The following is a 25866-nucleotide window of genomic DNA, read 5'->3' as shown; positions in this document are numbered from 1 at the left end:
GTCGCCTTTCTCGTTTGTGCGGGGTTCTCAGCCCTGAGCGCCTTCCTCCCGGGGCTGGCTGCCATCGAGGCGGCACACCGGCGGGGCAAAGGTTGCATCTGGCGGGGGGAGGGCAGCGATGGCGGCATCGATGCGGGCGAGCTCTGCGTCGCTCACCGCCTGGCTGGCAAACATCAGGCTGACCGGCTGCTGGTGCAGCAGCACCTGGCACAGGGTGAACTCCTCTGCCCCCAGCTGAGCCAGCCGATGCCGGGCGTATTGCCACTCCATGATGACCCCATCGAGGCGCCGCGCCAGCAAGAGGGCGATCAGCCTGTCGTCCGAGTTGTATTCGCTCGCCTGCCGAAGGGCGGGGCAGGCGTCGCTCAGGGGCAGGGGGCGGGTGCCCCTCAGCTTGCCAAGGCGTAGCCCCGTCTGCTGGCACAAGTCCGCAAGGTGCGTTATCCCCTGCCAGCGATCTGGGCTCCCGGGGGCCGCCTTGTGGCTGAGCAGCACGAAGCTGGCGCGTCTGTAGGGGGCCGAGAAGCGGGCGAAACGTGCCCGCTCCGGGGTCTTCAGGGCCCCCATGGCGACATCCAGCTGCTGGCGCGCCATAAGGTGCAGGGCCCGGGCCCAGGGGAGGTTGCGAAACGCGGGCTCAAGATCGGCGCCGCGGAGGATCTGGCGGGTCAGGGTCACGTCCAGCCCGCCGAGCTCGCCATCGGCATCGATCTGGCTGAAGGGGGGCCAGTGGCTCCAGGCCACCGACAGTGTCTCCTTGGCGCCCAGAGGCAGGCTCAGTGTGAGCAGCAGGCCCAGGCTCAAGGCAGAGCGCATGGCGACCCGAATATGTCTCCTGATCAAGCAGAACCTCCCTGTTCCGTGTCGTGAGGGTATGAATTCGCGCCCCAGGAGGGGCAGGGACGGACCCTGGCGAGCATCATCATCGCCATTCTGCCCCGCCAGCGTCGGTATTTCCAGCCGTGCTGGGAGGCGCATCACATTTTCCTCGTGTAAGTGCGCCAACTCCGTTAGACTGCGCCTCTATTCTTTCCCCTTTGCTCTGCTCCCCGGGGAAATCGTTGTTTTCTCTATAGGCCCAGATCCTGTGAGATGGCATCGGCTCAGCAGAGGAGCCCCACCACAGATCCCCGGCGCCCCTATCCCTAGCAGGTAACTATGAGTTTTACTTCCCTCGGTCTGGCCGAACCCTTGTTGCGTGCCGTTGCCGAGCAAGGCTACGACACCCCGTCTCCCATCCAGCAACAAGCGATCCCGGCCGTCCTGGCTGGCCGTGACCTGATGGCCGCCGCCCAGACCGGGACCGGCAAGACCGCAGGCTTTACCCTGCCGATGCTGCAGCGCCTCACCGAGAGCAAGCGCAAGGTCTCCCCGAACCGCATTCGTGCCCTGGTGCTGACGCCGACTCGCGAGCTGGCCGCCCAGGTGGGCGAGAGCGTGCGCAACTACGGCAAGCACCTGCCGATCCGCAGCCACGTCGTCTTCGGCGGCGTCAGCATCAACCCGCAGATGATGGCAACCCGCCGTGGTCTGGACGTGCTGGTGGCCTGCCCGGGCCGCCTGATGGATCTCTACAACCAGAACGCCGTCAAGTTCGACGAAGTGGAGATCCTGGTACTGGACGAAGCGGATCGCATGCTCGACATGGGCTTCATCCGTGACATCCGCCGCATCCTGGCCCTGTTGCCGAAGAAGCGTCAGAACCTGCTCTTCTCCGCCACCTTCGCCGAAGAGATCCGCGAGCTGGCCACCGGTCTGCTGGACAACCCGGCGGTGATCGAAGTGGCCCCGCGCAACAGCACCGCCGAGCGCATCGAGCAGCTGGTGCACCCCTGCGACAAGGCCAACAAGATCGCGCTCTTGAGCCACCTGGTCACCAGCAACGACTGGCAGCAGGTGCTGGTGTTCACCCGTACCAAGCACATGGCCAACCGCGTTGCCGAGACCCTCGACAAGAACGGCGTCAGCGCCGCCGCCATCCACGGCAACAAGAGCCAGGGTGCCCGTACCCGTGCCCTGGCCGGTTTCAAGGAAGGCAGCGTCAAGGTGCTGGTGGCGACCGATATCGCCGCCCGTGGTCTGGATATCGACAAGCTGCCGCAGGTGGTCAACTTCGAGCTGCCCAACGTGGCGGAAGACTACGTGCACCGCATCGGCCGTACTGGCCGTGCCGGCGCTGCCGGTCATGCGATCTCCCTGGTGGCTGCCGATGAAGGCAAGCTCATCAAGGCCATCGAGCGTCTGACCAAGCAGAACATCCCCTGCGAGCAGGTGGCCGGTTTTGAAGCCTCCCGCGAGACGCTCGATAACATAAGCCGTGGTATCGGTGCGCCGCTTCGCAAAGAGCCCCGCGATCCGAGCGAGCAGCGCCGTGCGCCGCGCCCGCAGGGTCAGGGCCAGCGTCAGGGTGCAGGTCGCTCCGCCAATGGTGGCAACGCAGGCGGTGCCCGCACCGGCAACGGTGGCAAGCCCAAGCCGCAAGGTGGCCAGCGTCCCGCCGATGGTGCCGCCAAACCGGCCCAGGCCCGTCGTCCCCGCCGCGCCAGCCACAACCAGTAAGCGGCTAGGGAGCCAGGCTCCCCGGCTGTTCGGTTGACAAAAGCCCCGCCAATCTGGCGGGGCTTTTCTATTTCCGGTAGATAGGGTTTTGGTGGATCAGCGGTGAACCGGTCGGCAAAACGTCAGGGGAGCAGCGCCGAGATCAGGATATGGGCCGCGCTTATCAGGATCACGCCGAAGGTCAGCCCCATTCCCGTTACCCTGTAGCGGAAGTTTTCCGGCGTGCGGCTCATGCCAAAGGCGTGGCAGAGGCGGCCGCACAACAAGCTGGCCCCCAGCAGATGGACAAGCCAGGGAGTCTGGCTGGTTACTTCGACAAAATAGATGAGCAGCAGGGCCAAGGGAACATACTCGGCAAAGTTGGCGTGCACCCGCATAGCCCGCAGCATGGCGGGGTCATCCCCGTGCCCCAGTGCCACCCCGCGGCTGTGGCGGGTGCGAATGGTGCGTATGCTCAACAAGACGAAGAGCAGGGCGAGCAGGGCCGCGTAGATGGGCAATATGGTCATGGTATCTGGCTCTCGAGTGGATGTGTCTGCCTGGATATTGCTTGGCACCTCAATGGCTTGCCTCTGAGGGTAGCTGCAATATGTGGCGAATAGGCAAACCAGGGCGCAACCTGCTGCCGACGGCGCCTGGGCCCGAAGAATAAAAAGCCCCGCCAACTTATGCTGGCGGGGCTTTTCAATCTGGGGCATCCAATGCCGGTAAGGATCAGAGCGCGGGCAGCATGCCAAGGCTGACGCTCACCTGGACGCCGACGATCAGCACCCCCATGGCACCGGCGAGACCGAGCGCAACCACGCCGCCCGGGACACGGTAATGGTGCGCCTGTGCCTGCTTGCGGCTCTGCCACACCAGGGCCACCGGCAGCAGCACCGCCAGCACCGCCAGGGCGATGGCGGCGTAGCCGAGCGCCATGATGAAGCCTTGCGGGAAGTAGAGGGCAAACAGCAGGGGGGGCACGAAGGTGATCATGCCGGTCTGGCTGCGGCCCTGCCAGTTGTCCTTGCGGCGGGTCACCTTGGCCATGAAGTCAAACAGCCCGAGCGTCACCCCGAGGAAGGAGGTGGCGAGCGCCAGATCGGCGAACAGGTGCATCGCCTGATTGAAGGCGGGCCAGTTCACCAGGTTGCCGACGCTGGCCAGCAGGCTGTCGAGCGCCCCGCCGGTCTGGATCAGGCTCTGCTGGCCGAGCAGGCCCAGGATCGCCACCTGCCACAGCACGTAGAGGATGAGCGGCAGAGCAGAGCCCCACACGAAGACCCGGCGCAGCTGCTTGGGGCAGTCGCCGAGGTAGAGCATGACGCTCGGGATGGAGCCGTGGAAGCCGAACGAGGTGAAGATGACCGGCAGGCCCGCCAGCAGCAAGCCCTGACCGAGCGGCATGGAGAGCAGGTGTTGCCCCTCGGCGCGGGGCAGCAGCAGCGCCAGCACCCCCACCATGATCACCAGTTTGACGGTGAACATCAGTCGATTGAGGTAATCCACCTGTTTGGTGCCGACGCACACCATGCCGCCGAACAGCAGGGTGAAGGCCCAGGCCGCCTGCTCCTGGCTGACGGTGGTGCCCGCATCGGCCAGCGCCTGGGCCAGCAGGCTGCTGCCGCCGCTGATGTAGGCGGAGGCGAGCGAGTAGAACAGCATCAGGATGCAGAAGGAGGCGATGCGCTTGCCCCAGGGGCCGAGCAGGTGATCCGCCAGCTGGTGCAGGTACCACTTGCCGGTATTGAGGCTGGCCTCCACCTGCAGCATGGCGGTGAAGGCCATCAGGGCCCAGAGCCCGACCATTAGCGCCAGGGTGGCGGGGCCGCCCAGGGAGGAGGAGGCCAGCGGCAGGGCCAGCATGCCGGCGCCTATGGTGGTGCCGGCGATGAGCAGGGTGCAACCCAGGGTTTTGGTATTCATGGTGTCCATCCAGATAGAGAAACTGCGTAGTAAAAAAAGCGTGCCAGTGGCGGTGTCGGCCAGGTGCCTCCGGGGGCGGGACCGGAGGCTAGCAATATCGGAGTGGACGCATCGTTACGAAAAATCCGTGGGTTGTAAAAGATGGTTGCCACGTTAACGGATCAAAAAAGTGGAAACAAGCCTGTAAAGGCGGATTTTGTACTGCGAGGTGGCAACAGGTGGAAATAAAAGATGACAGCATGCGGTGTTGACTGGTGGAAAAGCGCGCCGGCGTGGCAGGAGAGCGCCGGCACGTGAGGGGGCGTCAGCGGCGACGCTTGAGGGTGCGGCTCACACAGTGCAGGCCAGCGCGGTAGTGGCCGTTGATGGCCTCGAAGGCGAGGGCAAGGGCCTGGGTGGCCAGGGCGTCGTGCTGCTGGGGCAGGGAGTTGATGCCAAAGGGGAGGAAGTCCAGCAGCCGATCGTCCCCGAAGGTGGCCATGGCAATCCGGCTCATGTCGGCCTCCAGCTCCAGCAGATAGTCGAGCACCCCCTCCATCAATATGTAGGAGGTGGCGACCAGCGCCTGGGGCAACTGGCCGAGCCGCTGGTGCAGCGCCTTGATCAGGCGATAACCCTCGGCGCGGGAGAAGTGGGCCCCCTCGCAGACATGGGGTGTCAGCAGGGCGGTGCTGGCGTGGCTGCTCAGCGCCTGCTCAAAACCGGCGCGGCGCTCTTGGCTTATCGTTAGGCCTGGCAGGGCGGTGATCAGGGCCACATGGCGAAGGGCGGGGGTGAGCAGGGAGGCGGTGAGATCGCAGCTCGCCTTCTGGTTTTCACTGGCCACCGTGATGAAGTGGTCGGCGGCCAGGGCCCGGTCTATGGCCAGGATCTGCACGCCATGGGCCTGCTGCTCCCGATAGAAAGGGTCCGCCGGCGGCAGGCAGCTCGCCACCAGCAGTGCATCCACATGGCGGCTGACCAGCATCCGGGCCAGCTCCTTCTCGGTCTGTGGCTCGTCTTCCGAGCAGACGATCAGCAGCTGATAGCCCTGGGCGCGCGCGCCTTGCTCGAGGCGCTTGGCGAGCTTGGCGTAGCTGGCGTTCTCAAGGTCCGGCAGGATGAAGCCCAGGGTCCTGGTCTGACCGCCGCGCAGGGAGGCGGCGCGGCTGTCCGGCTGATAGTTGTGGGCATGGACCACGGCCATCACCTTGTCACGGGTGGCCTGGCTGATGCGATATTGATCCGCCTTGCCGTTGATCACATAGCTGGCGGTGGTACGCGAGACACCGGCCAGGGCGGCGATTTCATCCAGTTTCATCATATTGGCTCTGTTTGAGTTGCAAGGCCCGCGACGGTTTCAGGTGGGGGCACCGAAAAGTGTGCGCGGGATCATATCATTGAAAAGCACTCTCAGTGGGATCTTGAACAATTGGCTGAAACGATTCAGTCTGAGTGTAAGTGAAACGATTCAGCTTGTCAGTAAACGATGAATGTTCGACCAGGAAATGCCGAGACGGCCTACCCGGGGGAAGATTCCCGTCTATTGTCAGCAGGCAAATTACCCGAAATCCAAGTTGAGTTGAGCCGGTGTGCCGCGAGGCGAAGCCGGACCTGATGGAGAATCTCTATGTTGAAGTTGGCGCGACAGCAAATCCTGCTGGGACAATCGGTGGCGACCAAGGCGGACGCCATCGCCCTGCTGGCAGGCAAACTGACCGACGCGGGTCTGGTGGAGGCCGGTTATGTGGACGGCATGCTGGCGCGGGAAGCCCAGCACGCCACCTACCTTGGCAGCGGCATCGCCATTCCCCACGGCACCACGGACACCCGCCATCTGGTGAAAAGCACCGGCGTCATGGTGGCCCAGTTCCCCCAGGGTATCGAGTGGGATGAGGGGCAGACTGCCTACGTCGCCATCGGCATCGCCGCCAAGTCCGACGAGCATCTGGGCATCTTGCGCCAGCTCACCCATGTGCTGGGTGACGATCAGGCTGCCGCGCAATTGAGAGAGGCCACGGATGAAGAGACCATCATCAACATCCTGACCGGTGCGAGCGCGGCGAAAGAGGTGCAATACCTGACGCTGGCGGACTTCCCGGCCGACGATCGCGACCAACTGCTGCTGGGGGCTGCCGCCCGCGCCAAATCCGCCGGTTGGGGGGAGGCCGCCATGGTGACCTCCCTGCTGGCAAGCGAGCCCGCCTATCTGGGGGATGGGGTCTGGCTGGCCCGCGCGCAAGCGACCCAGACCGGCTGGGTACTGGCAACGCCTAGCACTGCACTGAACGCAGGGGATCAGCCGGTCAGCGCCCTGCTGCTGCTGTGTGCCGCAGATAGCAGCCATCTGGCGCAGCTCGACAACCTGGCCAAGCTGGCCGCCGCCGGTCAGCTAGGGACGCTCGCAGGGAGCGACGGTCTGGCCATGTTGCAGGCAGGTCCGGCGAGCGGGCTTTCCGACACCTTCACCATCATCAACCCCCATGGCCTGCACGCCCGTCCGGGCGCCATGCTGGTCAAGGTGGCCAAGGAGTATGCATCCGACATTCGCGTGGCGAACCTGGATGGCAGCGGTGAAGCCGTCTCCGCCAAGAGCCTGATGAAGGTGATCGGCCTGGGGGTCAAGTGTGGTCACCGTCTCGCCTTCCGCGCCGAAGGGGCGGATGCCGAGGCGGCCCTCAAGGGGATAGGCGAGGCCATTGCCGCCGGTCTGGGCGAGGGGGCGCTCTCATGACACTAATGACCATCACCCTCAATCCCGCGCTGGATCTCACCGCCCGCCTGGACGCCATGAGCCTCGGCGAGGTGAACCTGGTGAGCGAAGCCAACTTGCGCGCCGCGGGCAAGGGGATCAACGTCGCCATGGTCTTGAAAGATCTCGGCCGCGACGTGGGCCTGACCGGCTGGCTCGGCGAGGGCAACCAGCAGAGCTTCGTCTCCCTGTTTGAAGCGCGCGCTCTGGAAGACCATTTCGTGCGCGTGGCGGGCAGCACCCGCATCAACGTGAAGATCTCCGAGCAATCGGGCCGGGTCACGGATCTCAATCTGCCTGGGCTTGACGTGCGTCAGTCGGAAGTAGCCGCGCTGGAGGCCGAAATAGAGCGGCTGGCGACGCGCGCCGACTGGTTCGTGCTGGCGGGCAGCCTGCCCAAAGGGGTGGCCCCCGATTACTGTGCCCGGCTTATTCGCCTGCTCAAGGCCAAGGGCAAGCAGGTGATCTTCGATTGCAGCGGCGCGGCCCTGAGCGAGGGCATCAAGGCGGCGCCGACCCTGGTCAAGCCTAATCTGGAGGAGCTTGAGCAGTGGGCAGGTCGCCCCATCAAGACCCTCGCCGATCAGGCCGAGTGTGCCCGTGCCCTGCAGGCCAGCGGGATCCCCCATGTGGTGATCTCCAACGGCGCCGATGGCCTGATCTGGTTTGCCCCGGATGCCGTCTGGCAGGCGATTCCGCCGCGCATGCAGGTAGTCAGCACAGTGGGTGCCGGTGATTCTCTGGTGGCTGGTCTTGCCCATGGTCTGAGCCTTGGCTGGACGCCGGAGCAGACCCTGCGCCTGGCTACCGCCGTCTCTGCCCTGGCGGTGAGCCAGGTGGCGGTCGGCTTTGACGATATCAAGGTGCTCAACCCCTTACTCGAGCAGGTGCGCGTACAGCGTCTGGATACGCTGGCACCGGCTCAATCCAATCCCCTTTCGATGACACACTCAGGAGATGCCCAATGAAAGCAATTCTGGTTACGGCTTGCCCGGCGGGCATTGCCACCAGCTTTCTCGCTGCAAAACGGATAGAACAGCAGGCCAAACTGGCGGGCTGGGAGCTTATCCTCGACGTCGGCTCCAGCATGCAGCCCCGCCAGGTTCCCTCGAAAGAGCAGATCGCCGCCGCCGAACTGGTGCTGGTGGTGGCAAGCGCCCCGGTGGATCTCGCCGCCTATGACGGCAAGCGCCTCTATCAGGGCAGCATGGATCTGGCGCTGCAGGATCCTGCCGCCCTGCTGGAGGCCGCCGCGAGCGGTGCCAGCCTCTATCGCCACCAGGCCGCCCCCGTGGTTGCCACTGCCGCTCCCAAGGCGGCCAGCGGAGCCAAGCGCATCGTTGCGGTCACCGCCTGCCCGACCGGGGTGGCCCACACCTTCATGTCGGCGGAAGCGCTGGAGACCATGGCCAAGCAGCTGGGCCATCAGATCCGCGTCGAAACCCAGGGCTCGGTCGGTGCCCAGAACGCCCTGACCGCCGAGGAGATCGCCGCCGCCGATCTGGTGTTCCTCGCCACCGACATCGAGGTGGACATGGCCCGCTTCGATGGCAAGCCGATCTATCGCACCAGCACGGGGGCGGCCCTGAAGAAGACCCGCGCCGAACTCGACAAGGCGTGGACAGAGGCGAAGATCTATCGCCACAGCGGCGCCGCCGCGGCCAAGAAAGAGGAGAAGGCCGGCCCCTACAAGCACCTGCTGACCGGCGTCTCCTTCATGCTGCCCATGGTGGTGGCCGGTGGCCTCATCATCGCGCTCTCCTTCATCTTCGGCATCGAGGCGTTCAAGGAAGAGGGGACGCTCGCGGCGGCCCTGATGAAGATCGGCGGCGGCTCCGCCTTCGCCCTGATGATCCCGGTGCTGGCCGGCTACATTGCCTACTCCATCGCCGACCGTCCGGGCCTCGCCCCGGGCATGATTGGCGGCATGCTGGCCAGTTCGCTGGGCGCCGGTTTCCTCGGCGGCATAGTCGCCGGTTTCCTGGCCGGTTACAGCGCCAAGTACCTGAGCGACAAGGTGCGCCTGCCGGTGACCCTGGAAGCGCTCAAGCCCATCCTCATCATTCCGCTGGTGGCCAGCCTGTTTACCGGCCTCGTGATGATCTACGTGGTGGGCGGCCCTGTGGCTGGCATCATGAATGCCATGACAGAGTTCCTCAACAACATGGGCTCCGCCAACGCCGTGCTGCTGGGGGTCATCATCGGCGCCATGATGTGCTTCGACATGGGTGGCCCGGTCAACAAGGCGGCCTACGCCTTCGGGGTCGGCCTGCTCGCCTCCAAGACCTATGCCCCCATGGCTGCGGTGATGGCCGCCGGCATGGTGCCGGCCCTGGGGATGGGGATAGCCACCTTCCTGGCCAGCAAGAAGTTCATCAAGGCGGAGCAGGAAGCGGGCAAGGCCTCCTTCGTGCTGGGTCTGTGCTTCATCTCCGAGGGGGCCATTCCCTTCGCGGCCAAGGATCCGATGCGGGTCATCCCGGCCTGCATGGTGGGCGGCGCCCTGACCGGTGCGCTCTCCATGCTGTTCGGCTGCGAACTGGTGGCGCCCCACGGCGGTCTGTTCGTGCTCTTCATCCCGAACGCCATCAGCCATGTGATGATGTATATCTTGGCGATTGCAGCGGGGTCGCTCCTGACCGGCGTCTCCTACGCCATGCTCAAGCGCGGCGAGGAGCAGGCCAGGCTGGCAACGGCCTGACGGGTATCCATCCGATGAATGACAAGGCGGCCTGCGGGCCGCCTCTGTTTTGGTGGGCAGAAAGAGGGAAGAGGTCAGAAATCCCAGCCAGGTTGCGATGGCGGCTCGACGGGCTCACCCTCTCTGGCCTTGCGACGGGCGGCTTCGACCCGCGCCTTGCGATTGCGGCACAGGCGCATCACCTCCTGCTGCTGGGTCGGGGTCATGACGAGCCAGTTGAAGCGCTCCTCCCGGCTGCGCAGGCACCCCTTGCAGTATCCCTTGTTGTTCACTTCACAGACCCCGACACAGGGGCTTGTCAGGGGGAAGATTTCGAGCTGTTCCATCCACGACCTCTCACATCTTGTCACCTTGTTATAACCCAGAAGATCCCCTTTGGAGAAATAGGGCGTCCGGGGGCGGATGGCGTTTGCTTTCCCCCGGCAAATTTGGCATCTTCCCCGCCGAACATGATGCTCGGTGTTATATGAGGACATATGAATAAACATGCGTACTGGCTGGCCGCCGCCGTGGTGGGACTGGCCGGTTGTGCGGGCAACCCTGAACCCGCCAAGGTGCCCCAGAAGAAGGCGGAATCCGGATGTTTTCTGAACTGCGAGGTCCCTGAGAATCTGGGCAAGCAGTATCTGGATGGTGCCCTGCCCGGGGATCTGGTGCGGGTGGAGCGGGTCAACAGCCGTCAGCGCGCCGACTACAGCAAGTTCGGCCCCCAGAGCCGGTTGGTGCTGGAGCGCTCCGGCAAGATGACCCGTCGCTACGGCGAGCTCTATCGCCAGCTCTCCCGCTGGGTGGCCAATGGCGGTGATCCCGCCCATATCACCCAGTACGGCATCAGCCTGGCCCAGCTCGGCGGCGCCGATCGCATGGGCAACGTGCTCTTCACCGGCTACTACTCGCCGGTGCTGGAGGTGCGTCACCGCCCGGATGCCAAGTACAAGTACCCCATCTATGCCATGCCCAGATGTGGCGGTCGTTGCCCGAGCCGGGCCGAGATCCATCAGGGGGCCCTGGCCAACCGTGGGCTGGAGCTGGGCTACAGCAAGTCCCTCATCGACAACTTCCTGATGGACGTGCAGGGCTCCGGCTTCGTCCACTACGGGGATGACGACAGGCTGCAATACCTGGGCTACGGCGGCAAGAATGGCCACGGCTACGTGAGTATCGGCCGGGTGCTGATCGACCGGGGCGAGGTGCCCAAGGAGCAGATGTCCATGAAGGCCATCAAGGAGTGGGCGAGCCGCCAGCCGGAGGCGAACGTCAAGGAGCTGGTGGAGCAGAACCCCTCCTACGTCTTCTTCGAGCGTCGCCCCACCAACGACGTGGTGGGCGCCGCCGGCATTCCGCTGCTGCCCATGGCGGCGGTGGCCGCCGACAAGACCCTGCTGCCCATGGGGACCCCGATCCTCGCGGAAGTGCCCTTGCTCGACAAGGCGGGCAACTGGACCGGCAAACACCAGCTGCGCCTGCTGATCGCGCTGGACGTGGGTGGCGCCGTGAAGAAGGGTCACCTCGATCTCTATCACGGCATGGGGGAGAAGGCCGGTGTGGCCGCCGGTCACTACAAGCACTTCGGTCGGGTCTGGAAGCTGGGCCTGCATCACGGGCCGACCGCCGCCCCCTGGCTGTGACCCTTTGATGGCTCGGGCGCCTGCACAGGGCGCCCTCTGCAGATGACGCAGCAAAAAGCCGCCGGATTGCTCCGGCGGCTTTTTGTTTTGCGCGAGTTGCCAGCTTGGGCGTCAGCCCTTCTGGATGTCCAGCCGGATGGCCCCCACCGGTCGGCAGCAGCAGGGCAGGCACTCCCCTGGGGAGACAAACGCCAGCGGCACACTGGGATAGTGCACTGTGCCTGTCAGCAAGGGGGTGCGGCAGGCGCCGCAATAGCCGCTGCGGCACTGGAACTCCACCCTGTGACCGTGGCGCTCCAGGGTCTCCAACAGGCTCTCGCCGGGATGGGCGTGCAGCACGTCATCCTGGGTATGCACCCGTGGCGAGCCCGCCTCGCTCTGCGCGGGGGCAGAGCAGGGGGCGGGGGTCAGCGTGTTGGTGGCGTCACTCACGGCGCGGCGTACCCCAGATCGTCTGGGTGCACTTCGCTGCGAGTGCGACTGGCCAGCGGTTCGGGCAGCTGACTCACAGCTCGAAATCACCGAGATCGTCTGCGTGCACTTCGCTGTCGATCTGGCCGACCAGGTAGGAGCTCACCTCCACTTCCTGGGGGGCCACCTGCACGTTGTCGGACGAAAGCCAGGTGTTGATCCAGGGGATGGGGTTTTGCTTGGCGCCAATGAAGGCTGGCTGCAGGCCGACCGCCGCCATCCGCAGGTTGGTGATGTACTCCACGTACTGGCAGAGGATGTCCTTGTTCAGACCGATCATGGAGCCATCCTGGAACAGGTACTCGGCCCACTCTTTCTCCTGCTCGGCCGCTTCCTTGAAGATCTCGAAGCAGGCCTGCTCGCACTCGGCGGCAATCTCGGCCATCTCGGGGTCGTCCTGACCGGTGCGCATCAGGTTCAGCATATGCTGGGTCCCCGTGAGGTGAAGGGCCTCGTCGCGGGCGATCATCTTGATGATCTTGGCGTTGCCTTCCATCAGCTCGCGCTCGGCGAAGGCAAAGGAGCAGGCGAAGCTCACATAGAAGCGGATCGCCTCCAGGGCATTGACGCTCATCAGGCACAGATAGAGCTTCTTCTTCAGCTCCCGCAGGCTAATGGAGACCTCGCGGCCGCCCACCTTGTGGCTCCCTTCACCGTGCAGGTGATAGAGCGCGGTTGCCTCGATCAGATCGTCGTAGAAGTGGCTGATGGAGCCGGCGCGCTTCAGGATCTGCTCGTTGGTGACGATGTCGTCGAACACCTGTCCCGGGTTGTTGACGATGTTGCGAATGATGTGGGTGTAGGAGCGAGAGTGGATGGTCTCGGAGAAGGCCCAGGTCTCGATCCAGGTCTCCAGCTCCGGGATGGAGACCAGGGGCAGCAGCGCCACGTTCGGGCTGCGGCCCTGGATGGAGTCCAGCAGGGTCTGGTACTTCAGGTTGGAGATGAAGATGTGCTGCTCGTGGGGCGGCAGGGCCTGGTAGTCGATGCGATCGTGGGACACATCCACCTCTTCCGGACGCCAGAAGAAGGAGAGTTGCTTCTCGATCAGCCGCTCGAAGATGTCGTGCTTTTGCTGATCATAACGGGCCACATTGACCGACTGGCCGAAGAACATCGGCTCCTTGAGCTGGTCGTTCTGGGTCTGGCAGAAAGTTGAATAAGCCATGGTGATTTGAATGTCTTGAATGAGAGGAAACAGGAGGGCGGGAGCTTCATGCTCCCGCCCGGTTCATCAGATCGTGCTGCGACTTATATTTTACAAGCCCCGCCGGCGCAACCGTCGTCTTGCAGATCGGTCTGGGCGTCGTCCGCACCATCACGGGTGTTGTGATAGTACAGGGTCTTGAGGCCGTATTTGTAGGCGGTCAGCAAGTCCTTGAGCAGCTGCTTCATCGGGACCTTGTTGCCTTCGAAACGGGCCGGGTCGTAGTTGGTGTTGGCGGAGATCGCCTGATCCACAAACTTCTGCATGATGCCGACCAGCTGCAGGTAGCCATCGACGCTCGGCTGCTTCCACAGCAGTTCGTACTGATCCTTCAGGCGATGGTACTCGGGCACCACCTGCTTGAGGATGCCGTCCTTGGAAGCCTTGACCGACACCAGACCACGGGGCGGCTCTATGCCGTTGGTGGCGTTGGAGATCTGGCTGGAGGTCTCGCTTGGCATCAGTGCGGTCAGGGTGGAGTTGCGCAGACCCACTGTCTTGATCTCTTCACGCAGGCTTTCCCAGTCGAGGTGCAGCGGCTCGTTGCACAGCACATCCAGATCCTTTTTATAGGTATCTATGGGCAGGATCCCCTGGGCGTAGGTGGTCTCGTTGAAGGCCGGGCAGGGGCCGAACTCGCGGGCCAGCTGCACGGAGGCCTTCAGCAGGTAGTACTGGATCGCCTCGAAGGTGCGGTGGGTCAGGGCCAGACCGGAACCGTCGGAGTAGCGGGCACCGTTCTTGGCCAGGTAGTAGGCGTAGTTGATGACGCCTATCCCCAGGGTACGGCGGTTCATGCTGCCCTTCATCGCGGCCTTGAGGGGGTAGTCCTGATAGTCGAGCAGGGCATCCAGGGCGCGCACGGCGAGGTCTGCCATCTCTTCCAGGTCTTCCAGCTTCTCGATGGCACCCAGGTTGAAGGCAGACAGGGTGCACAGGGCGATCTCGCCCTCTTCGTCATCCACGTTGTTGAGCGGCTTGGTGGGCAGCGCAATCTCGAGGCAGAGGTTGGACTGGCGCACCGGGGCCACGGCCGGATCGAACGGGCTGTGGGTGTTGCAGTGATCCACGTTCTGGATGTAGATGCGACCGGTGCCGGCGCGCTCCTGCATCATCAGGGAGAAGAGATCCACCGCCTTGAGGGTCTTCTTGCGAATGGACGGATCCTGCTCGTACTTGACGTAGAGCTGCTCGAACTTGTCCTGATCCGCGAAGAAGGCGTCGTACAGGCCAGGTGCATCGGACGGGGAGAACAATGTGATGTCGCCGCCCTTGATGAGGCGCTGGTACATCAGCTTGTTGATCTGCACCCCGTAGTCCATGTGACGGACCCGGTTCTCTTCCACGCCGCGGTTGTTCTTCAGTACCAGCAGGCTCTCCACCTCGGTGTGCCACAGGGGGTAGAAGAGGGTGGCGGCACCGCCGCGCACGCCGCCCTGGGAGCAGCACTTCACGGCAGTCTGGAAGTACTTGTAGAAGGGGATGCAGCCGGTGTGGAAGGCTTCGCCGCCACGGATGGGGCTGCCCAGACCACGGATGCGTCCGGCGTTGATGCCGATGCCGGCGCGCTGGGAGACATAACGGACGATGGCGCTGGCGGTGGCATTGATGGAATCCAGGCTGTCATCGCACTCGATCAGCACGCAGGAGCTGAACTGACGGGTCGGGGTGCGCACGCCGCTCATGATGGGGGTGGGCAGGGAGATCTTGAAGGTCGAGACCGCATCGTAGAAACGCTTGATGTAGTCCAGACGGGTATCTTTCGGATACTTGGAGAAGAGGCAGGCCGCCACCAGGATGTAGAGGAACTGCGGGCTCTCGTAAATTTCGCCGGTGACGCGGTTCTGCACCAGATACTTGCCTTCCAGCTGCTTGACCGCCGCGTAGGAGAAGTCCATGTCACGCCAGTGGTCGAGGTGGGCGTTGAGCTCCTCGAATTCGGCCTGGGTATAGTCGGTCAGCAGGTGCTTGTCGTACTTGCCCATGTCCACCAGACGGGCGACGTGCTGGTAGAGGTGGGGCGGCTCGAACTGGCCGTAGGCCTTCTTGCGCAGGTGGAAGATGGCCAGGCGGGCGGCCATGTACTGGTAATCCGGGCTCTGTTCGGAGATCAGGTCAGCAGCGGCCTTGATGACGGTTTCGTGGATGTCGGCGGTACGGATACCGTCATAGAACTGGATGTGGGACTTGAGCTCCACCTGGGAGACCGACACGTTGTCGAGCTTCTCGGCGGCCCAGTCGAGCACGCGGTGAATTTTATCCAGATCGATGGGTTCTTTGTGGCCGTTACGCTTCGTCACAAACAAGTTCATTGGCTGATGACCTTTAGTTGATTCCCGAAAAACCATGGCGCCCAGCATCCAGGGTTCCCTTCTGTAGGGTGGCCTGGGGGCGAAGTGCGCCATGAATCACAAGATATAGTGTTATTTTAAATTCGAACTACAAGATAGTGAGGTCGGCACGGCATTGCAATCTGTGGATAACGCATTAGCTGTGGATAAATTGTGGGTGTTCGGGCCAGAGTTAGTGACTGCTCACAGTGAGTGGGTTTTCATCCGTCCGATCCGGCAAATGCAAGTCCGATGATCGAAGATGGAAAATTTAAATAACTTTTTTTGCTTGCGAAAAGGGGGTGTTTTTACTAGCAAATTCAGCCTGGTTATCCCTTGTGCAGCCAGGGTCAAAAGCTGTCCTGTCCCCGCAGGCGCGCACTTGTCATCTTCTCAAAACAAGGGGCGCATCTGCGCCCCTTGTCATTGCCAATGTGCGGCCCGGTGAGTGAGCGTCGTGCTCATCTGGGAACCTTCTGGCGTTAAAGCTGCCCGGATGATCCATCTATAACATCATGCGGAACAGGGCTGACTCGGGTCAGCTCGTAGCGCAGCCAGTGGTGCAGGGCCTGTACCGTATCAAAGTGCAAGTCGGCGCCCCAGTCGGCGGTATCCTCGTCATCGCTCAGATAGCCCCAGCCCGCCACCGCGGTAAGCATGCCGGCGTTGCGCCCCGCCTCGATGTCGCGCACGTGATCCCCCACGTAGAGGCACTGGGCCGCCTCGACCCCGAGCCGCTCGCAGGCAAAGAACATGGGGGCGGGGTCTGGCTTGCGTACCGGCAGGGTGTCGGCGCTGACGGTGACGCCACAGCTGGCAAGCTCGGGCAGGGCAGCCAGCAGCGGCTCGGTGAGAAAGCCCGGCTTGTTGGTGACTATGCCCCAGGGCAGCTTCTTCTCATCGAGCCATTCGATGAGATCCAGCATCCCTTCATAGGGACGGGTACCGACGCAGAGGTTGGCGGCGTAATGGTCGAGCAGGGCGGTGCGAAGGCGCGTGGCCCCCAGCTCTTCCAGCAGATCCTCCCCCAGGCCCGCCTTGAGCAGACCGAGGGCCCCGTGGGAGGTGGTCTGGCGGATGATGGCCTCGGGCAGCGGGGCAAAGCCTTCGCTCACCAGCACATGGTTGACGGCGGCGCCGAGATCCGGGGCCGTGTCGAGCAGGGTGCCGTCCAGATCGAACAGCACGCAGCGCAGGGGCGCCTTGTCGGTGCTCATCAGACTGACTCCGGGCGCACGAAGGCCACCATGTAGTTGACGTCGACGTTCCTGCCGAGCTTGAAGCTGTTGGAGAGCGGCGCGTAGTGCACCCCGCTCATGTCCCGCACCAAGAGGCCCGCGGCTTCACCCATGCGACACAGCTCGGCGGGGGTGATGAACTTCTTGTGATCGTGGGTGCCCTTGGGCACCATCTTCAGCAGGTACTCGGCCCCCAGGATCATCATCAGGTAGGCTTTCGGGTTGCGGTTGATGGTGGAGACATACACCTTGCCCCCCGGGCGCACCAGGGTGGCGATGGCCCGCAGCACGGAGGCGGGATCCGGCACGTGCTCCAGCATCTCCATGCAGGTGACCACATCATACTGGCCGGGGGCCTCGGCGGCATGAGCTTCGGCGGTGATCTGGCGGTATTCGAGCTCCACACCCTGCTCCAGGGCGTGCAGGCGGGCGACCCCGAGGGGCTCCTTGCCCATGTCGATGCCGGTCACGCGAGCACCCCGGCGCGCCATGCTCTCGGAGAGGATGCCGCCGCCGCAGCCGATGTCGAGCACGCGCTTGCCAAACAGGCCACCGCTCTTGTCGGTGATCCAGTCAAGGCGCACCGGGTTTATCTGATGCAGGGGCTTGAACTCGCCCTCCATGTCCCACCAGCGGGAGGCGATGGCTTCAAATTTGGCGATTTCTGTCAGATCGACATTGGCATCACTATTCATTTTTTGATGATCCTGTGGCAGGGCGCGCAGCGGGCAGGGCGCGCGCAATCTATTGTCCTGGCGGGCATTATAACGGACGGACTTGGGCACACCAGCCCGACGTGTTACCCGGATTTGTGGCTTAAGGTATTTGGCTCAGTGTGTTACCATGTCGCGCTGTTTAAGCCAAAGAACAACTAATTAGGGATTAAGGCTTTCTATGAGCGATCTGGCCAGAGAGATCACGCCGGTCAACATCGAAGAAGAGCTCAAGAGTTCCTATCTGGATTACGCCATGAGCGTGATCGTAGGACGAGCTCTGCCGGATGTGCGTGATGGCTTGAAACCGGTTCACCGCCGCGTTCTGTTTGCTATGAACGAGTTGGGGAACGACTGGAACAAGCCCTATAAGAAATCGGCCCGTGTGGTCGGTGACGTAATCGGTAAATATCACCCGCACGGCGACAGCGCCGTGTATGACACCATTGTCCGGATGGCGCAGGATTTCTCCATGCGTTACATGCTGGTCGATGGTCAGGGCAACTTCGGCTCGGTCGATGGCGACAACGCTGCGGCCATGCGTTACACCGAAGTGCGGATGGCGCGCATCTCCCACGAGTTGCTGGCCGATCTGGACAAAGAGACCGTGGACTGGGTGCCGAACTACGACGGCACCGAGATGATCCCGGCTGTCATGCCCACCAAGGTACCCACCCTGTTGATCAACGGCTCCTCCGGTATCGCGGTGGGCATGGCGACCAACATTCCTCCTCACAACCTCACCGAGATAGTCAACGGCTGTCTGGCGTTGATCGAGAATGGCGCCCTCACCATTGACGAGCTGATGACCTATGTCACCGGCCCGGATTTCCCCACCGGCGGCATCATCAACGGGCGCTCCGGCATCGTGCAGGCCTACCGGACCGGTCGCGGCTCCGTCTATGTGCGGGCCAAGGCCGAGGTGGAAGTGGACGAGAAGAGCGGTCGCGAGACCATCATCGTTCACGAGATCCCCTATCAGGTGAACAAGGCGCGGCTGATCGAGAAGATCGCCGAGCTGGTCAAAGAGAAGAAGGTCGAGGGCATCAGTGCCCTGCGCGATGAGTCTGATAAAGACGGCATGCGCATCGTTATCGAGATCAAGCGCGGCGAGTCCGGCGAGATTGTGCTGAACAATCTCTACAAGCACACCCAGATGCAGACCACGTTCGGCATCAACATGGTGGCGCTCGATAACAACCAGCCCAAGGTGATGAACCTCAAAGAGATCCTGGATGCCTTCCTGCTGCACCGCCGCGAGGTGGTGACCCGCCGGACCGTGTTCGAGCTGCGCAAGGCGCGGGATCGGGCGCACATCCTGGAAGGTCTGGCGGTGGCGCTGGCCAACATCGACCCCATCATCGAGCTCATTCGCCACAGTGCGACCCCGGCGGATGCGAAAGCGGGCCTGGTTGCCAAGGGCTGGGAACTCGGCAACGTGGCCGCCATGCTGGAGAAAGCGGGCGACGACGCGGCACGGCCGGAGTGGCTGGAGCCGGAGTTCGGCATCCGTGAAGGGCAGTACTTCCTGACCGAGATCCAGGCCCAGGCCATCCTTGACCTGCGTCTGCACAAGCTGACCGGCCTCGAGCACGAGAAGATCCTGGAAGAGTACCAGTCTCTGCTGGATCTCATCGCCGAGCTGCTGTTCATCCTGGCAAGCCCGGAACGGCTGATGGAAGTGATCCGCGATGAACTGCTGGCCGTGCGCGAGCAGTATGGCGACGAGCGTCGCACCGAGATCAGCATGTCCAGTGCCGAGATCAACATCGAAGATCTGATCACCCCGGAAGACGTGGTCGTCACCCTGTCTCACCAGGGCTATGTGAAGTATCAGCCGCTCTCCGACTACGAGGCCCAGCGCCGCGGTGGTCGTGGCAAGTCGGCCACCCGGATCAAGGAAGAGGACTTTGTGGAGCGTCTGCTGGTGGCCAACACCCACGACACCATTCTGTGCTTCTCCACCCGTGGCAAGGTCTACTGGCTCAAGGTCTATCAGCTGCCGGAAGCGTCCCGTGGCGCCCGTGGTCGTCCCATCATCAACCTGCTGCCGCTGGACGAGGGTGAGCGCATCACCGCCATCCTGCCGGTGAAGGAGTATGATGCCGAGAAGTATGTCTTCTTCGCCACCGCCAACGGTACCGTGAAGAAGACCAGCCTGTCCGACTTCAGCCGTCCGCTCTCCTCCGGTATTCGCGCCATCAACCTCAAGGAGGGTGATGAGCTGATCGGGGTGGACATCACCGACGGCAGCAACGAGATCATGCTCTTCTCCGATGCGGGCAAGGTGGTTCGCTTCAATGAAGGTAGCGGCCGCGCCGATGCAGCCGATGCGGATGTCAGCGATGACGTCGAGACCGACGACGACGCCGGCAACGACGAGGATGGCAGCGACAACGGCGAAGGCACTGAAGGCACCGAGAACAAGGGTACCTTCAAGGGCGTGCGTCCCATGGGTCGTACCGCCGCCGGTGTGCGCGGCATCAAGCTGGGCGCCGGTGACAAGGTGGTTTCCCTCATCGTGCCGCGCGGTGAAGGTGCCATCCTCACCGCCACCGAGAACGGTTACGGCAAGCGCACCGCACTGGACGAGTACCCGACCAAGAGCCGTGGTACCCAGGGCGTTCGCTCCATCAAGGTGGACGAGCGCAACGGCAAGGTGATCGATGCGATCCAGGTCGAGGATACCGACCAGATCATGCTGATCACCAACGGCGGCACCCTGGTGCGTACCCGTGTTGCCGAGGTGAGCGTCATCGGCCGTAACACCGGCGGTGTCCGTTTGATCCGTACCGGTGAAGACGAGACCGTGGTCGGCCTGCAGCGCATTGCCGAGAGCGACGAGGAAGAGAACGACGCTCTGGTCGCCGAGGGCATGGCCATCGACGGCGAGCAGGCGGAAGGTGCAGAAACTGCGCCAGACGCCGGTGCTGCCGACGATGCAGGCTCCAGCGAAGCGGGTGCGGCTGACGACGAATAATCGTTACCTGCCTCGATAAAAAAGAGCGGCCCTTGGGTCGCTCTTTTTGTTTGTCTTGCCTTCATTCCCTCCTGCGGCGCTCGGTCATCCGAAACTGCCTGCGTTCATCTCCTGTGCTGGCGCCGGATTTTCCCGCTCCGGGCTCTCTTGCTCATTCAATCCTTCATCCCGGCGTCATCTGGCTGTCATCCCGGCGGGACAGACTGCGGCTGTTCAGGTGGGACAAGGGCACGATCATGCCCGAGCCCGGCGTTGGCAATATCATCCAGAAGGAGCAGGGTATGACCAGTTGGATCATGTGGGAGATCTGGTGGAGCCGGATGTGGGGAGAGGATGCCAGGGCATTGTCACATGACGAGCAGGAGGAGGTGGCTTATGAGCCCTCGCGCCTGCCGGCGGAGCTGATCGCGCAGGGCAAGCCGGTGCGCCCTCATCCGCCAAGGCCCAGGGGCTGAGCGGCGATAGCCGCAGCCATCAGAACAGGCGCAACTGCTCGTTGGGGCGAATGAAGGCAGAGGTGTTGAGCGCGATATGGCGCTTGCCCAGTTGCAGCCGCTTGCTGATGAGCCGAAAGCGCTGGGCGAGCAAGTCGGCGAATTGACCCTCTCCGCGCATGCGAGTCCCGAAGGCGGGGCTGTTGAGCGCCCCCCCTCTGCTTGCCCGCAACTGGTTCAGGATAGCCTCCTTCTGGCCGGGGTAGTGCTCCTCCAGCCAGTCGCAAAACAGGGTGGTCAGCTCGTGGGGCAGTCTCAGCAGTATGTAGTCGGCGCAGCCGGCGCCCGCCTCCACGGCGCCCTTGATGATCTGCTCCAGCTCGGGCTCGTTGAGCCGCGGGATCATGGGTGCCGCCAGCACTCCCACAGGTATCCCGGCCTGTGCCAGCTTCTCGATGACCTTGAGCCGACCCGCGCCCGTGCTGGCGCGGGGCTCCAGCTGTCGCCTGAGAGTCTCGTTCAGGGTGGTGACCGACACCATCACCTGGCAGAGCCCCTCCCGGGCGAGCTCGGCCAGCAGATCGAGATCGCGCAATATCATGGCGCTCTTGGTGATGATCCCCACCGGATGGCGATGGGCCAGCATCACCTCCAGCAGCTCGCGAGTGAGGCGATAGTGGTGCTCTATGGGCTGGTAGGGATCGGTGTTGGCCCCGAGTACTATGGTCTGCGGCTGATAGCCTGGCTTGGCAAACTCCCGGCGCAGCAGCGCGGCGGCATTGAGCTTGGCAAACAGCCGGGTCTCGAAATCCAGGCCGGGAGAGAGCTCCAGGTAGGCGTGGCTGGGTCTGGCATAGCAGTAAATGCAGCCATGCTCGCACCCCTGATAGGGATTGATGGAGCGGCCGAAGGGGACGTCCGGCGAGAGGTTGTGGCTGATGATGCTCTTGGCCTGGATCTCCCGCACCTCGGTTCGGGGCTGGGACGCACGAAATGCCGCCTCCCATTCCACGGCCTGCCAGCCATCGTCGATGGCATCGATCTGCGGGCCGCTGAAACGGTGCTCGATATTATGGGTGCTGCCTCGTCCTGCCATCTCATCACACTATATACTGTTTATACATACAGTCATTCTGCTCGGGATGGTGCCAAACATCAAGTCCGGCCACTCTTCCCTTATTTCACTCGGCCAAAGAACGGGATCTCCTGCTTGATCTGTCGCTACATTTCGTTTACATAGACAAAATGCGAACTGGATCACGGAAATCATCATGAGTCCCACCACTTACCGCTGGCTGTTTATCGGCGTCATTGCCCTGGTCGCCTGGCGTCTGATACCGCTCTCCACCGAGCAGGAGCTGGCCGCGGCCAATCGCGCCTGGCGGGTGGGCCACTTCGAGCAGGCGACCGGTATCTGGCAGCCGCTGGCCGAGCAGGGTCAACCCAGGGCGCAGGCCCTGATGGGGTGGAGCCATGAGCTGGGGCAGGGGAGCGAGCAGGATCTGGCGCAGGCCATCCGCCTCTATCGTCAGTCCGCCGAGGCGGGGGATGCGTTTGGCCAGTACCGGCTGGCGGAGCTCTATCTGCGCGGGGTAGGGGTGCCACGGGATCTGCGTATCGCCTTTCACTGGATGGAGCGGGCGGCCCGCAACGGAGACGTGCCCGCCATGCTCAAGGTGGGAGTGCTGCATCTGATGGGGGCCAACGGTCGGGTCGACATGGCCGAGGCCAAGCAGTGGCTCTATCAGGCCTCGCAAAAGGGCAACAAGCTGGCGTTGACGGTATTGCAGGAGCTGGCGCTGGCCGAGGAGGGTCGCAGCGCCTTCGATTTCAATGGCCAGTCACTGCTGGGGGAGGGTTAGCCCCTCAGCGGCTGGCGGTGATCTTGCCCGGTGTCACGTTGGTGACGTAGAGGGTGCTGCGATCGGCGCTGTGCACTATGCTGCATACCTCGCGCTTGCTGCCATCGCTCAGGATCACCAGCTCCCCGAGATGAACGGGGCAGTGTGTCGTCAACAGGTGATCCGGATGGACAATCTTCTCCGCATGCTCCGGAAACGAAATGTCATAGGTGTACATCATGCTCTCCTCATTTAGGCAGACGCCTCACTGGAAACCTAGCACAGAGAGGGCGCGGCGGGACCTGTATCGCGTATGCGTCGTCCCGATTGCCTCTGTGACGCCAGGCAAATCAACTGATGACGGCGCACCTCGCTTTCCCCTTCATGGTATACAAAATCGGCAAGGCAACTTGTCTGGGTCGTGACGTCTGATACAATCCTCCGCTGTACCTGTCAATTGATGGCCTTGCGCACCCAAGAGGGTGTGTACCACCGCTGTGTAGCAACCGTATTGTGAACGGTGAAACTCAGGGGTGAACTGCTTGAAATGAAAGGTTTTCTCCAATCTGCATGTGCCCTTTGGTAGGGGGCACCACTGTATAAGGAAACACCTAATGCCAATCATTACTCTGCCTGACGGCAGCCAACGTCAATTTCCCCACGCCGTTTCCGTCATGGACGTCGCCGCCGACATAGGTCCCGGTCTCGCCAAGGCGTGCATTGCCGGCCGGGTGAACGGTGAACTGGTGGATGCGTGCGAGCTGATCGAAGCCGATGCTTCCCTGGCCATCATCACCGCCAAAGACGAAGACGGTCTGGACATTCTGCGCCACTCCTGCGCCCACCTGCTGGGTCATGCCATCAAGCAACTCTGGCCCCAGACCAAGATGGCCATAGGTCCTGTCATCGACAACGGTTTCTACTACGACGTCGATCTCGACCGCACCCTGACCGATGAAGATCTGGCTGCCCTGGAAGAGCGCATGCTGGCGCTGGCCGCCAAGGATTACGACGTCGTCAAGAAGAAGGTCTCCTGGCAGGAGGCGCGCGACGTGTTCGAGGCCCGCGGCGAGACCTACAAGGTCGAAATCCTGGATCAGAACATCGCCCGCGATGATCAGCCCGGTCTCTATCATCACGAAGAGTACGTCGACATGTGTCGCGGCCCCCATGTGCCCAACATGCGTCACTGCCACCACTTCAAGTTGCAGAAGATGTCCGGCGCCTACTGGCGCGGCGACTCCAACAACAAGATGCTGCAGCGCATCTACGGTACCGCCTGGGCCGACAAGAAGCAGCTCAAGGCCTACCTGCAGCGTCTCGAGGAGGCCGCCAAGCGCGACCACCGCAAGATTGGCAAGCAGCTCGACCTGTACCACATGCAGGAAGAGGCCCCCGGCATGGTGTTCTGGCACAACGATGGCTGGACCATCTTCCGTGAGCTGGAAACCTTCATCCGCGGCAAGCTCAAGGAGTACGACTATCAGGAGGTGAAAGGCCCCTTCATGATGGATCGCGTGCTGTGGGAGCGTTCAGGCCACTGGGAGAAATACGCCCAGGCCATGTTCACCACCCAGTCCGAGAACCGCGAGTACGCCATCAAGCCGATGAACTGTCCGGGTCACGTGCAGATCTTCAACCAGGGTCTGAAGTCCTACCGGGACCTGCCCCTGCGCATGGCAGAGTTCGGCTCCTGCCACCGCAACGAGCCCTCAGGCTCCCTGCACGGTTTGATGCGGGTGCGCGGCTTCACCCAGGATGACGCCCATATCTTCTGTACCGAAGATCAGATCATGGAAGAGGTCTCGGCCTGCATTCGCATGGTCTATGACGTCTACGGCACCTTTGGCTTCGAAAACATCGTGGTCAAGCTCTCCACCCGTCCCGAGCAGCGCATCGGTTCCGATGAAGCCTGGGATCGCGCGGAAGCCGCCCTGGCGGAAGCCCTGGTGCTCAACGGCCTGAAGTACGATCTGCAGCCGGGTGAGGGGGCTTTCTACGGTCCCAAGATCGAATTCACCCTGCACGATTGTCTTGATCGTGCCTGGCAGTGTGGTACCGTGCAGCTCGATTTTGCCTTGCCGGGCCGTCTTGGCGCTACTTATGTGGGCGAAGACAACGAACGTCACGTACCCGTGATGATCCACCGGGCCATTCTCGGGTCCCTCGAGCGTTTCATCGGTATCCTGACCGAAGAGTACGCCGGACTGTTCCCGACCTGGCTGGCACCGACTCAGGCCGTGGTCATGAATATCACGGATAATCAGGCCGATTATGCGGTGAAAGTTGCCAAGGCATTGAATGATGCGGGCCTTCGCGCAAAAGCGGACTTGAGAAATGAGAAGATTGGCTTTAAAATCCGCGAGCATACTTTGAAGCGAGTGCCTTTCATGCTGGTCTGCGGCGATAAAGAAGTAGAAGCCGGCAAGATTGCAGTACGGACTCGTAAAGGGGCTGACCTGGGTTCTTATCCTGTTGAAGAGCTGATAGCTCTGTTAACCCAGGAAGTTCAGACCCGCGGACAAAAGAAAGTGGAGGAATAAGCTATAAAAGGCGGAAAAAAACTGGGCAAGCAACCGCAAGCCCGCGCTCACCGGATCAATGAAGAGATCCGTCTGAAAGAAGTTCGTCTGACTGGTTTGGACGGTGAGGCCATTGGCATCACCACCATCCAGGATGCCCTGAACTTGGCCCTTGAAGCCGGAGTGGATCTGGTCGAGATCAGTCCTAACGCTGAGCCGCCCGTTTGCCGAATCATGGATTACGGCAAATTCCTCTACGAAAAGAGCAAGACCACCAAAGAACAGAAGAAAAAGCAGAAAGTCGTCCAGGTGAAGGAAATCAAATTCCGTCCTGGCACTGACGAAGGCGACTATCAGGTAAAACTACGCAACCTGGTTCGCTTTCTGGAAGACGGGGACAAGGCGAAGGTCACCCTGCGCTTCCGTGGTCGTGAAATGGCCCACCAGGATCTTGGTATCAAGGTTCTGGAGCGAGTCAAGAACGATCTGGAAGAGTTGGCCGTAGTCGAGTCGTTCCCGAAAGTCGAAGGCCGTCAAGCTGTGATGGTCCTCGCACCTAAGAAGAAATCTTAAGGCCCACAAGAAATTGACTCATGGGGCTCG

General features: G+C 62.5%; 22 protein-coding genes. 10 read left to right on the top strand and 12 right to left on the bottom strand.

The window, feature by feature from the left end; genetic code table 11:
* Positions 1–27 precede the first annotated feature (27 nt).
* Positions 28–840, bottom strand: coding sequence for a substrate-binding periplasmic protein (locus AC3WR3_RS13375; RefSeq protein WP_492292093.1), 813 nt, complete (start codon positions 838–840; stop codon positions 28–30).
* Positions 841–1158: 318 nt separating this feature from the next.
* Between AC3WR3_RS13375 and AC3WR3_RS13370 the strand changes: the two genes are divergently transcribed.
* Complete coding sequence (locus tag AC3WR3_RS13370; RefSeq protein ID WP_139434368.1) at positions 1159–2559, top strand: DEAD/DEAH box helicase; 1401 nt, start codon at positions 1159–1161, stop codon at positions 2557–2559.
* A gap of 122 nt (positions 2560–2681) precedes the next feature.
* Here AC3WR3_RS13370 and AC3WR3_RS13365 read toward each other — a convergent pair whose 3' ends face one another.
* The 3 genes from AC3WR3_RS13365 to cra form a co-directional block, all read right to left on the bottom strand.
* Positions 2682–3068, bottom strand: a complete 387-nt coding sequence (locus tag AC3WR3_RS13365; RefSeq protein ID WP_492292073.1) for an MAPEG family protein — start codon at positions 3066–3068, stop codon at positions 2682–2684.
* Between the two features lie 205 nt (positions 3069–3273).
* Positions 3274–4467: an aromatic amino acid transport family protein gene (locus AC3WR3_RS13360; protein WP_492292072.1), complete on the bottom strand. Its 1194-nt coding sequence runs from the start codon at positions 4465–4467 to the stop codon at positions 3274–3276.
* Between the two features lie 304 nt (positions 4468–4771).
* A complete protein-coding gene (gene cra, locus AC3WR3_RS13355) occupies positions 4772–5770 on the bottom strand; it encodes a catabolite repressor/activator (protein WP_492292071.1) in 999 nt (332 codons plus the stop codon).
* A gap of 306 nt (positions 5771–6076) precedes the next feature.
* Here cra and fruB point away from each other — a divergent pair, with 306 nt between their 5' ends.
* Genes fruB through fruA form a run of 3 tightly spaced genes read left to right on the top strand, consistent with a single transcriptional unit; the run spans position 6077 to position 9899 of the window.
* Positions 6077–7180: a fused PTS fructose transporter subunit IIA/HPr protein gene (gene fruB / locus AC3WR3_RS13350; RefSeq protein WP_492292070.1), complete on the top strand. Its 1104-nt coding sequence runs from the start codon at positions 6077–6079 to the stop codon at positions 7178–7180.
* Entirely contained in the window at positions 7177–8166 is a 990-nt protein-coding gene (gene pfkB / locus AC3WR3_RS13345) for a 1-phosphofructokinase (RefSeq protein WP_492292069.1), read from the top strand. The genes fruB and pfkB overlap by 4 nt, the downstream gene beginning before the upstream one ends.
* Positions 8163–9899 carry a PTS fructose transporter subunit IIBC gene (gene fruA, locus AC3WR3_RS13340; RefSeq protein WP_492292068.1) on the top strand — a complete coding sequence of 579 codons (1737 nt, stop codon included), beginning with the start codon at positions 8163–8165 and terminating at the stop codon, positions 9897–9899. Before pfkB ends, fruA begins: the two co-directional genes overlap by 4 nt.
* A gap of 74 nt (positions 9900–9973) precedes the next feature.
* Here the strand turns inward: fruA and AC3WR3_RS13335 are convergent, their stop codons facing one another.
* Positions 9974–10225, bottom strand: a complete 252-nt coding sequence (locus AC3WR3_RS13335; protein WP_139434392.1) for a DUF1289 domain-containing protein — start codon at positions 10223–10225, stop codon at positions 9974–9976.
* Positions 10226–10375: 150 nt separating this feature from the next.
* Here AC3WR3_RS13335 and mltA point away from each other — a divergent pair, with 150 nt between their 5' ends.
* Positions 10376–11527: a murein transglycosylase A gene (gene mltA, locus AC3WR3_RS13330; RefSeq protein WP_492292067.1), complete on the top strand. Its 1152-nt coding sequence runs from the start codon at positions 10376–10378 to the stop codon at positions 11525–11527.
* Positions 11528–11638: 111 nt separating this feature from the next.
* On the opposite strand, the gene yfaE is transcribed toward mltA, so the two are convergent.
* The 5 genes from yfaE to ubiG all read right to left on the bottom strand — a co-directional run bounded on the left by yfaE (position 11639) and on the right by ubiG (position 17468).
* Complete coding sequence (gene yfaE, locus AC3WR3_RS13325; protein ID WP_492292066.1) at positions 11639–11959, bottom strand: class I ribonucleotide reductase maintenance protein YfaE; 321 nt, start codon at positions 11957–11959, stop codon at positions 11639–11641.
* A gap of 73 nt (positions 11960–12032) precedes the next feature.
* Entirely contained in the window at positions 12033–13166 is a 1134-nt protein-coding gene (gene nrdB, locus AC3WR3_RS13320) for a class Ia ribonucleoside-diphosphate reductase subunit beta (RefSeq protein WP_139434395.1), read from the bottom strand.
* 83 nt (positions 13167–13249) lie between these two features.
* On the bottom strand, positions 13250–15517 hold the full coding sequence (gene nrdA / locus AC3WR3_RS13315) for a class 1a ribonucleoside-diphosphate reductase subunit alpha (RefSeq protein WP_162519121.1): 2268 nt from the start codon (positions 15515–15517) through the stop codon (positions 13250–13252).
* A 500-nt stretch (positions 15518–16017) separates the two neighbouring features.
* Positions 16018–16752, bottom strand: coding sequence for an HAD family hydrolase (locus AC3WR3_RS13310; RefSeq protein WP_492292065.1), 735 nt, complete (start codon positions 16750–16752; stop codon positions 16018–16020).
* Positions 16752–17468 carry a bifunctional 2-polyprenyl-6-hydroxyphenol methylase/3-demethylubiquinol 3-O-methyltransferase UbiG gene (gene ubiG / locus AC3WR3_RS13305; protein WP_202045796.1) on the bottom strand — a complete coding sequence of 239 codons (717 nt, stop codon included), beginning with the start codon at positions 17466–17468 and terminating at the stop codon, positions 16752–16754. Before ubiG ends, AC3WR3_RS13310 begins: the two co-directional genes overlap by 1 nt.
* Before the next feature lie 199 nt (positions 17469–17667).
* Here ubiG and gyrA point away from each other — a divergent pair, with 199 nt between their 5' ends.
* On the top strand, positions 17668–20466 hold the full coding sequence (gene gyrA, locus AC3WR3_RS13300) for a DNA topoisomerase (ATP-hydrolyzing) subunit A (RefSeq protein ID WP_492292064.1): 2799 nt from the start codon (positions 17668–17670) through the stop codon (positions 20464–20466).
* A 281-nt stretch (positions 20467–20747) separates the two neighbouring features.
* Positions 20748–20921: a hypothetical protein gene (locus tag AC3WR3_RS13295; RefSeq protein ID WP_265435219.1), complete on the top strand. Its 174-nt coding sequence runs from the start codon at positions 20748–20750 to the stop codon at positions 20919–20921.
* 19 nt (positions 20922–20940) lie between these two features.
* Here AC3WR3_RS13295 and AC3WR3_RS13290 read toward each other — a convergent pair whose 3' ends face one another.
* Positions 20941–21996: a PA0069 family radical SAM protein gene (locus AC3WR3_RS13290; protein WP_492292063.1), complete on the bottom strand. Its 1056-nt coding sequence runs from the start codon at positions 21994–21996 to the stop codon at positions 20941–20943.
* A gap of 175 nt (positions 21997–22171) precedes the next feature.
* Here AC3WR3_RS13290 and AC3WR3_RS13285 point away from each other — a divergent pair, with 175 nt between their 5' ends.
* Positions 22172–22762, top strand: a complete 591-nt coding sequence (locus AC3WR3_RS13285; protein WP_202043643.1) for a tetratricopeptide repeat protein — start codon at positions 22172–22174, stop codon at positions 22760–22762.
* A gap of 4 nt (positions 22763–22766) precedes the next feature.
* Here the strand turns inward: AC3WR3_RS13285 and AC3WR3_RS13280 are convergent, their stop codons facing one another.
* Positions 22767–22982, bottom strand: a complete 216-nt coding sequence (locus tag AC3WR3_RS13280; protein ID WP_492292062.1) for a hypothetical protein — start codon at positions 22980–22982, stop codon at positions 22767–22769.
* 373 nt (positions 22983–23355) lie between these two features.
* On the opposite strand from AC3WR3_RS13280, the gene thrS reads away from it, so the two are divergent.
* Positions 23356–25284 carry a threonine--tRNA ligase gene (gene thrS / locus AC3WR3_RS13275; RefSeq protein WP_043131783.1) on the top strand — a complete coding sequence of 643 codons (1929 nt, stop codon included), beginning with the start codon at positions 23356–23358 and terminating at the stop codon, positions 25282–25284.
* 3 nt (positions 25285–25287) lie between these two features.
* Complete coding sequence (infC, locus tag AC3WR3_RS13270) at positions 25288–25836, top strand: translation initiation factor IF-3 (protein ID WP_041204270.1); 549 nt, start codon at positions 25288–25290, stop codon at positions 25834–25836.
* Positions 25837–25866 lie beyond the last annotated feature (30 nt).

The organism is Aeromonas sp. EU05-FHT14A05, assembly GCF_058791175.1.
Note: the sequence above shows the minus strand (reverse complement) of the source record. Positions and strands in the feature narration are given on the sequence as shown.

Bases quoted from the DNA above. Each gene is read 5' to 3' on its own strand.
- ubiG (WP_202045796.1), bottom strand. From the start codon at position 17,468: ATGAATAGTGATGCCAATGTCGATCTGACAGAAATCGCCAAATTTGAA.
- AC3WR3_RS13335 (WP_139434392.1), bottom strand. From the start codon at position 10,225: ATGGAACAGCTCGAAATCTTCCCCCTGACAAGCCCCTGTGTCGGGGTC.
- thrS (WP_043131783.1), top strand. From the start codon at position 23,356: ATGCCAATCATTACTCTGCCTGACGGCAGCCAACGTCAATTTCCCCAC.
- fruA (WP_492292068.1), top strand. From the start codon at position 8,163: ATGAAAGCAATTCTGGTTACGGCTTGCCCGGCGGGCATTGCCACCAGC.
- mltA (WP_492292067.1), top strand. From the start codon at position 10,376: ATGAATAAACATGCGTACTGGCTGGCCGCCGCCGTGGTGGGACTGGCC.
- AC3WR3_RS13365 (WP_492292073.1), bottom strand. From the start codon at position 3,068: ATGACCATATTGCCCATCTACGCGGCCCTGCTCGCCCTGCTCTTCGTC.
- nrdA (WP_162519121.1), bottom strand. From the start codon at position 15,517: ATGAACTTGTTTGTGACGAAGCGTAACGGCCACAAAGAACCCATCGAT.
- AC3WR3_RS13285 (WP_202043643.1), top strand. From the start codon at position 22,172: ATGAGTCCCACCACTTACCGCTGGCTGTTTATCGGCGTCATTGCCCTG.
- AC3WR3_RS13360 (WP_492292072.1), bottom strand. From the start codon at position 4,467: ATGAATACCAAAACCCTGGGTTGCACCCTGCTCATCGCCGGCACCACC.
- pfkB (WP_492292069.1), top strand. From the start codon at position 7,177: ATGACACTAATGACCATCACCCTCAATCCCGCGCTGGATCTCACCGCC.
- AC3WR3_RS13280 (WP_492292062.1), bottom strand. From the start codon at position 22,982: ATGATGTACACCTATGACATTTCGTTTCCGGAGCATGCGGAGAAGATT.
- AC3WR3_RS13310 (WP_492292065.1), bottom strand. From the start codon at position 16,752: ATGAGCACCGACAAGGCGCCCCTGCGCTGCGTGCTGTTCGATCTGGAC.
- cra (WP_492292071.1), bottom strand. From the start codon at position 5,770: ATGATGAAACTGGATGAAATCGCCGCCCTGGCCGGTGTCTCGCGTACC.
- gyrA (WP_492292064.1), top strand. From the start codon at position 17,668: ATGAGCGATCTGGCCAGAGAGATCACGCCGGTCAACATCGAAGAAGAG.
- AC3WR3_RS13295 (WP_265435219.1), top strand. From the start codon at position 20,748: ATGACCAGTTGGATCATGTGGGAGATCTGGTGGAGCCGGATGTGGGGA.
- AC3WR3_RS13290 (WP_492292063.1), bottom strand. From the start codon at position 21,996: ATGGCAGGACGAGGCAGCACCCATAATATCGAGCACCGTTTCAGCGGC.
- nrdB (WP_139434395.1), bottom strand. From the start codon at position 13,166: ATGGCTTATTCAACTTTCTGCCAGACCCAGAACGACCAGCTCAAGGAG.
- fruB (WP_492292070.1), top strand. From the start codon at position 6,077: ATGTTGAAGTTGGCGCGACAGCAAATCCTGCTGGGACAATCGGTGGCG.
- AC3WR3_RS13370 (WP_139434368.1), top strand. From the start codon at position 1,159: ATGAGTTTTACTTCCCTCGGTCTGGCCGAACCCTTGTTGCGTGCCGTT.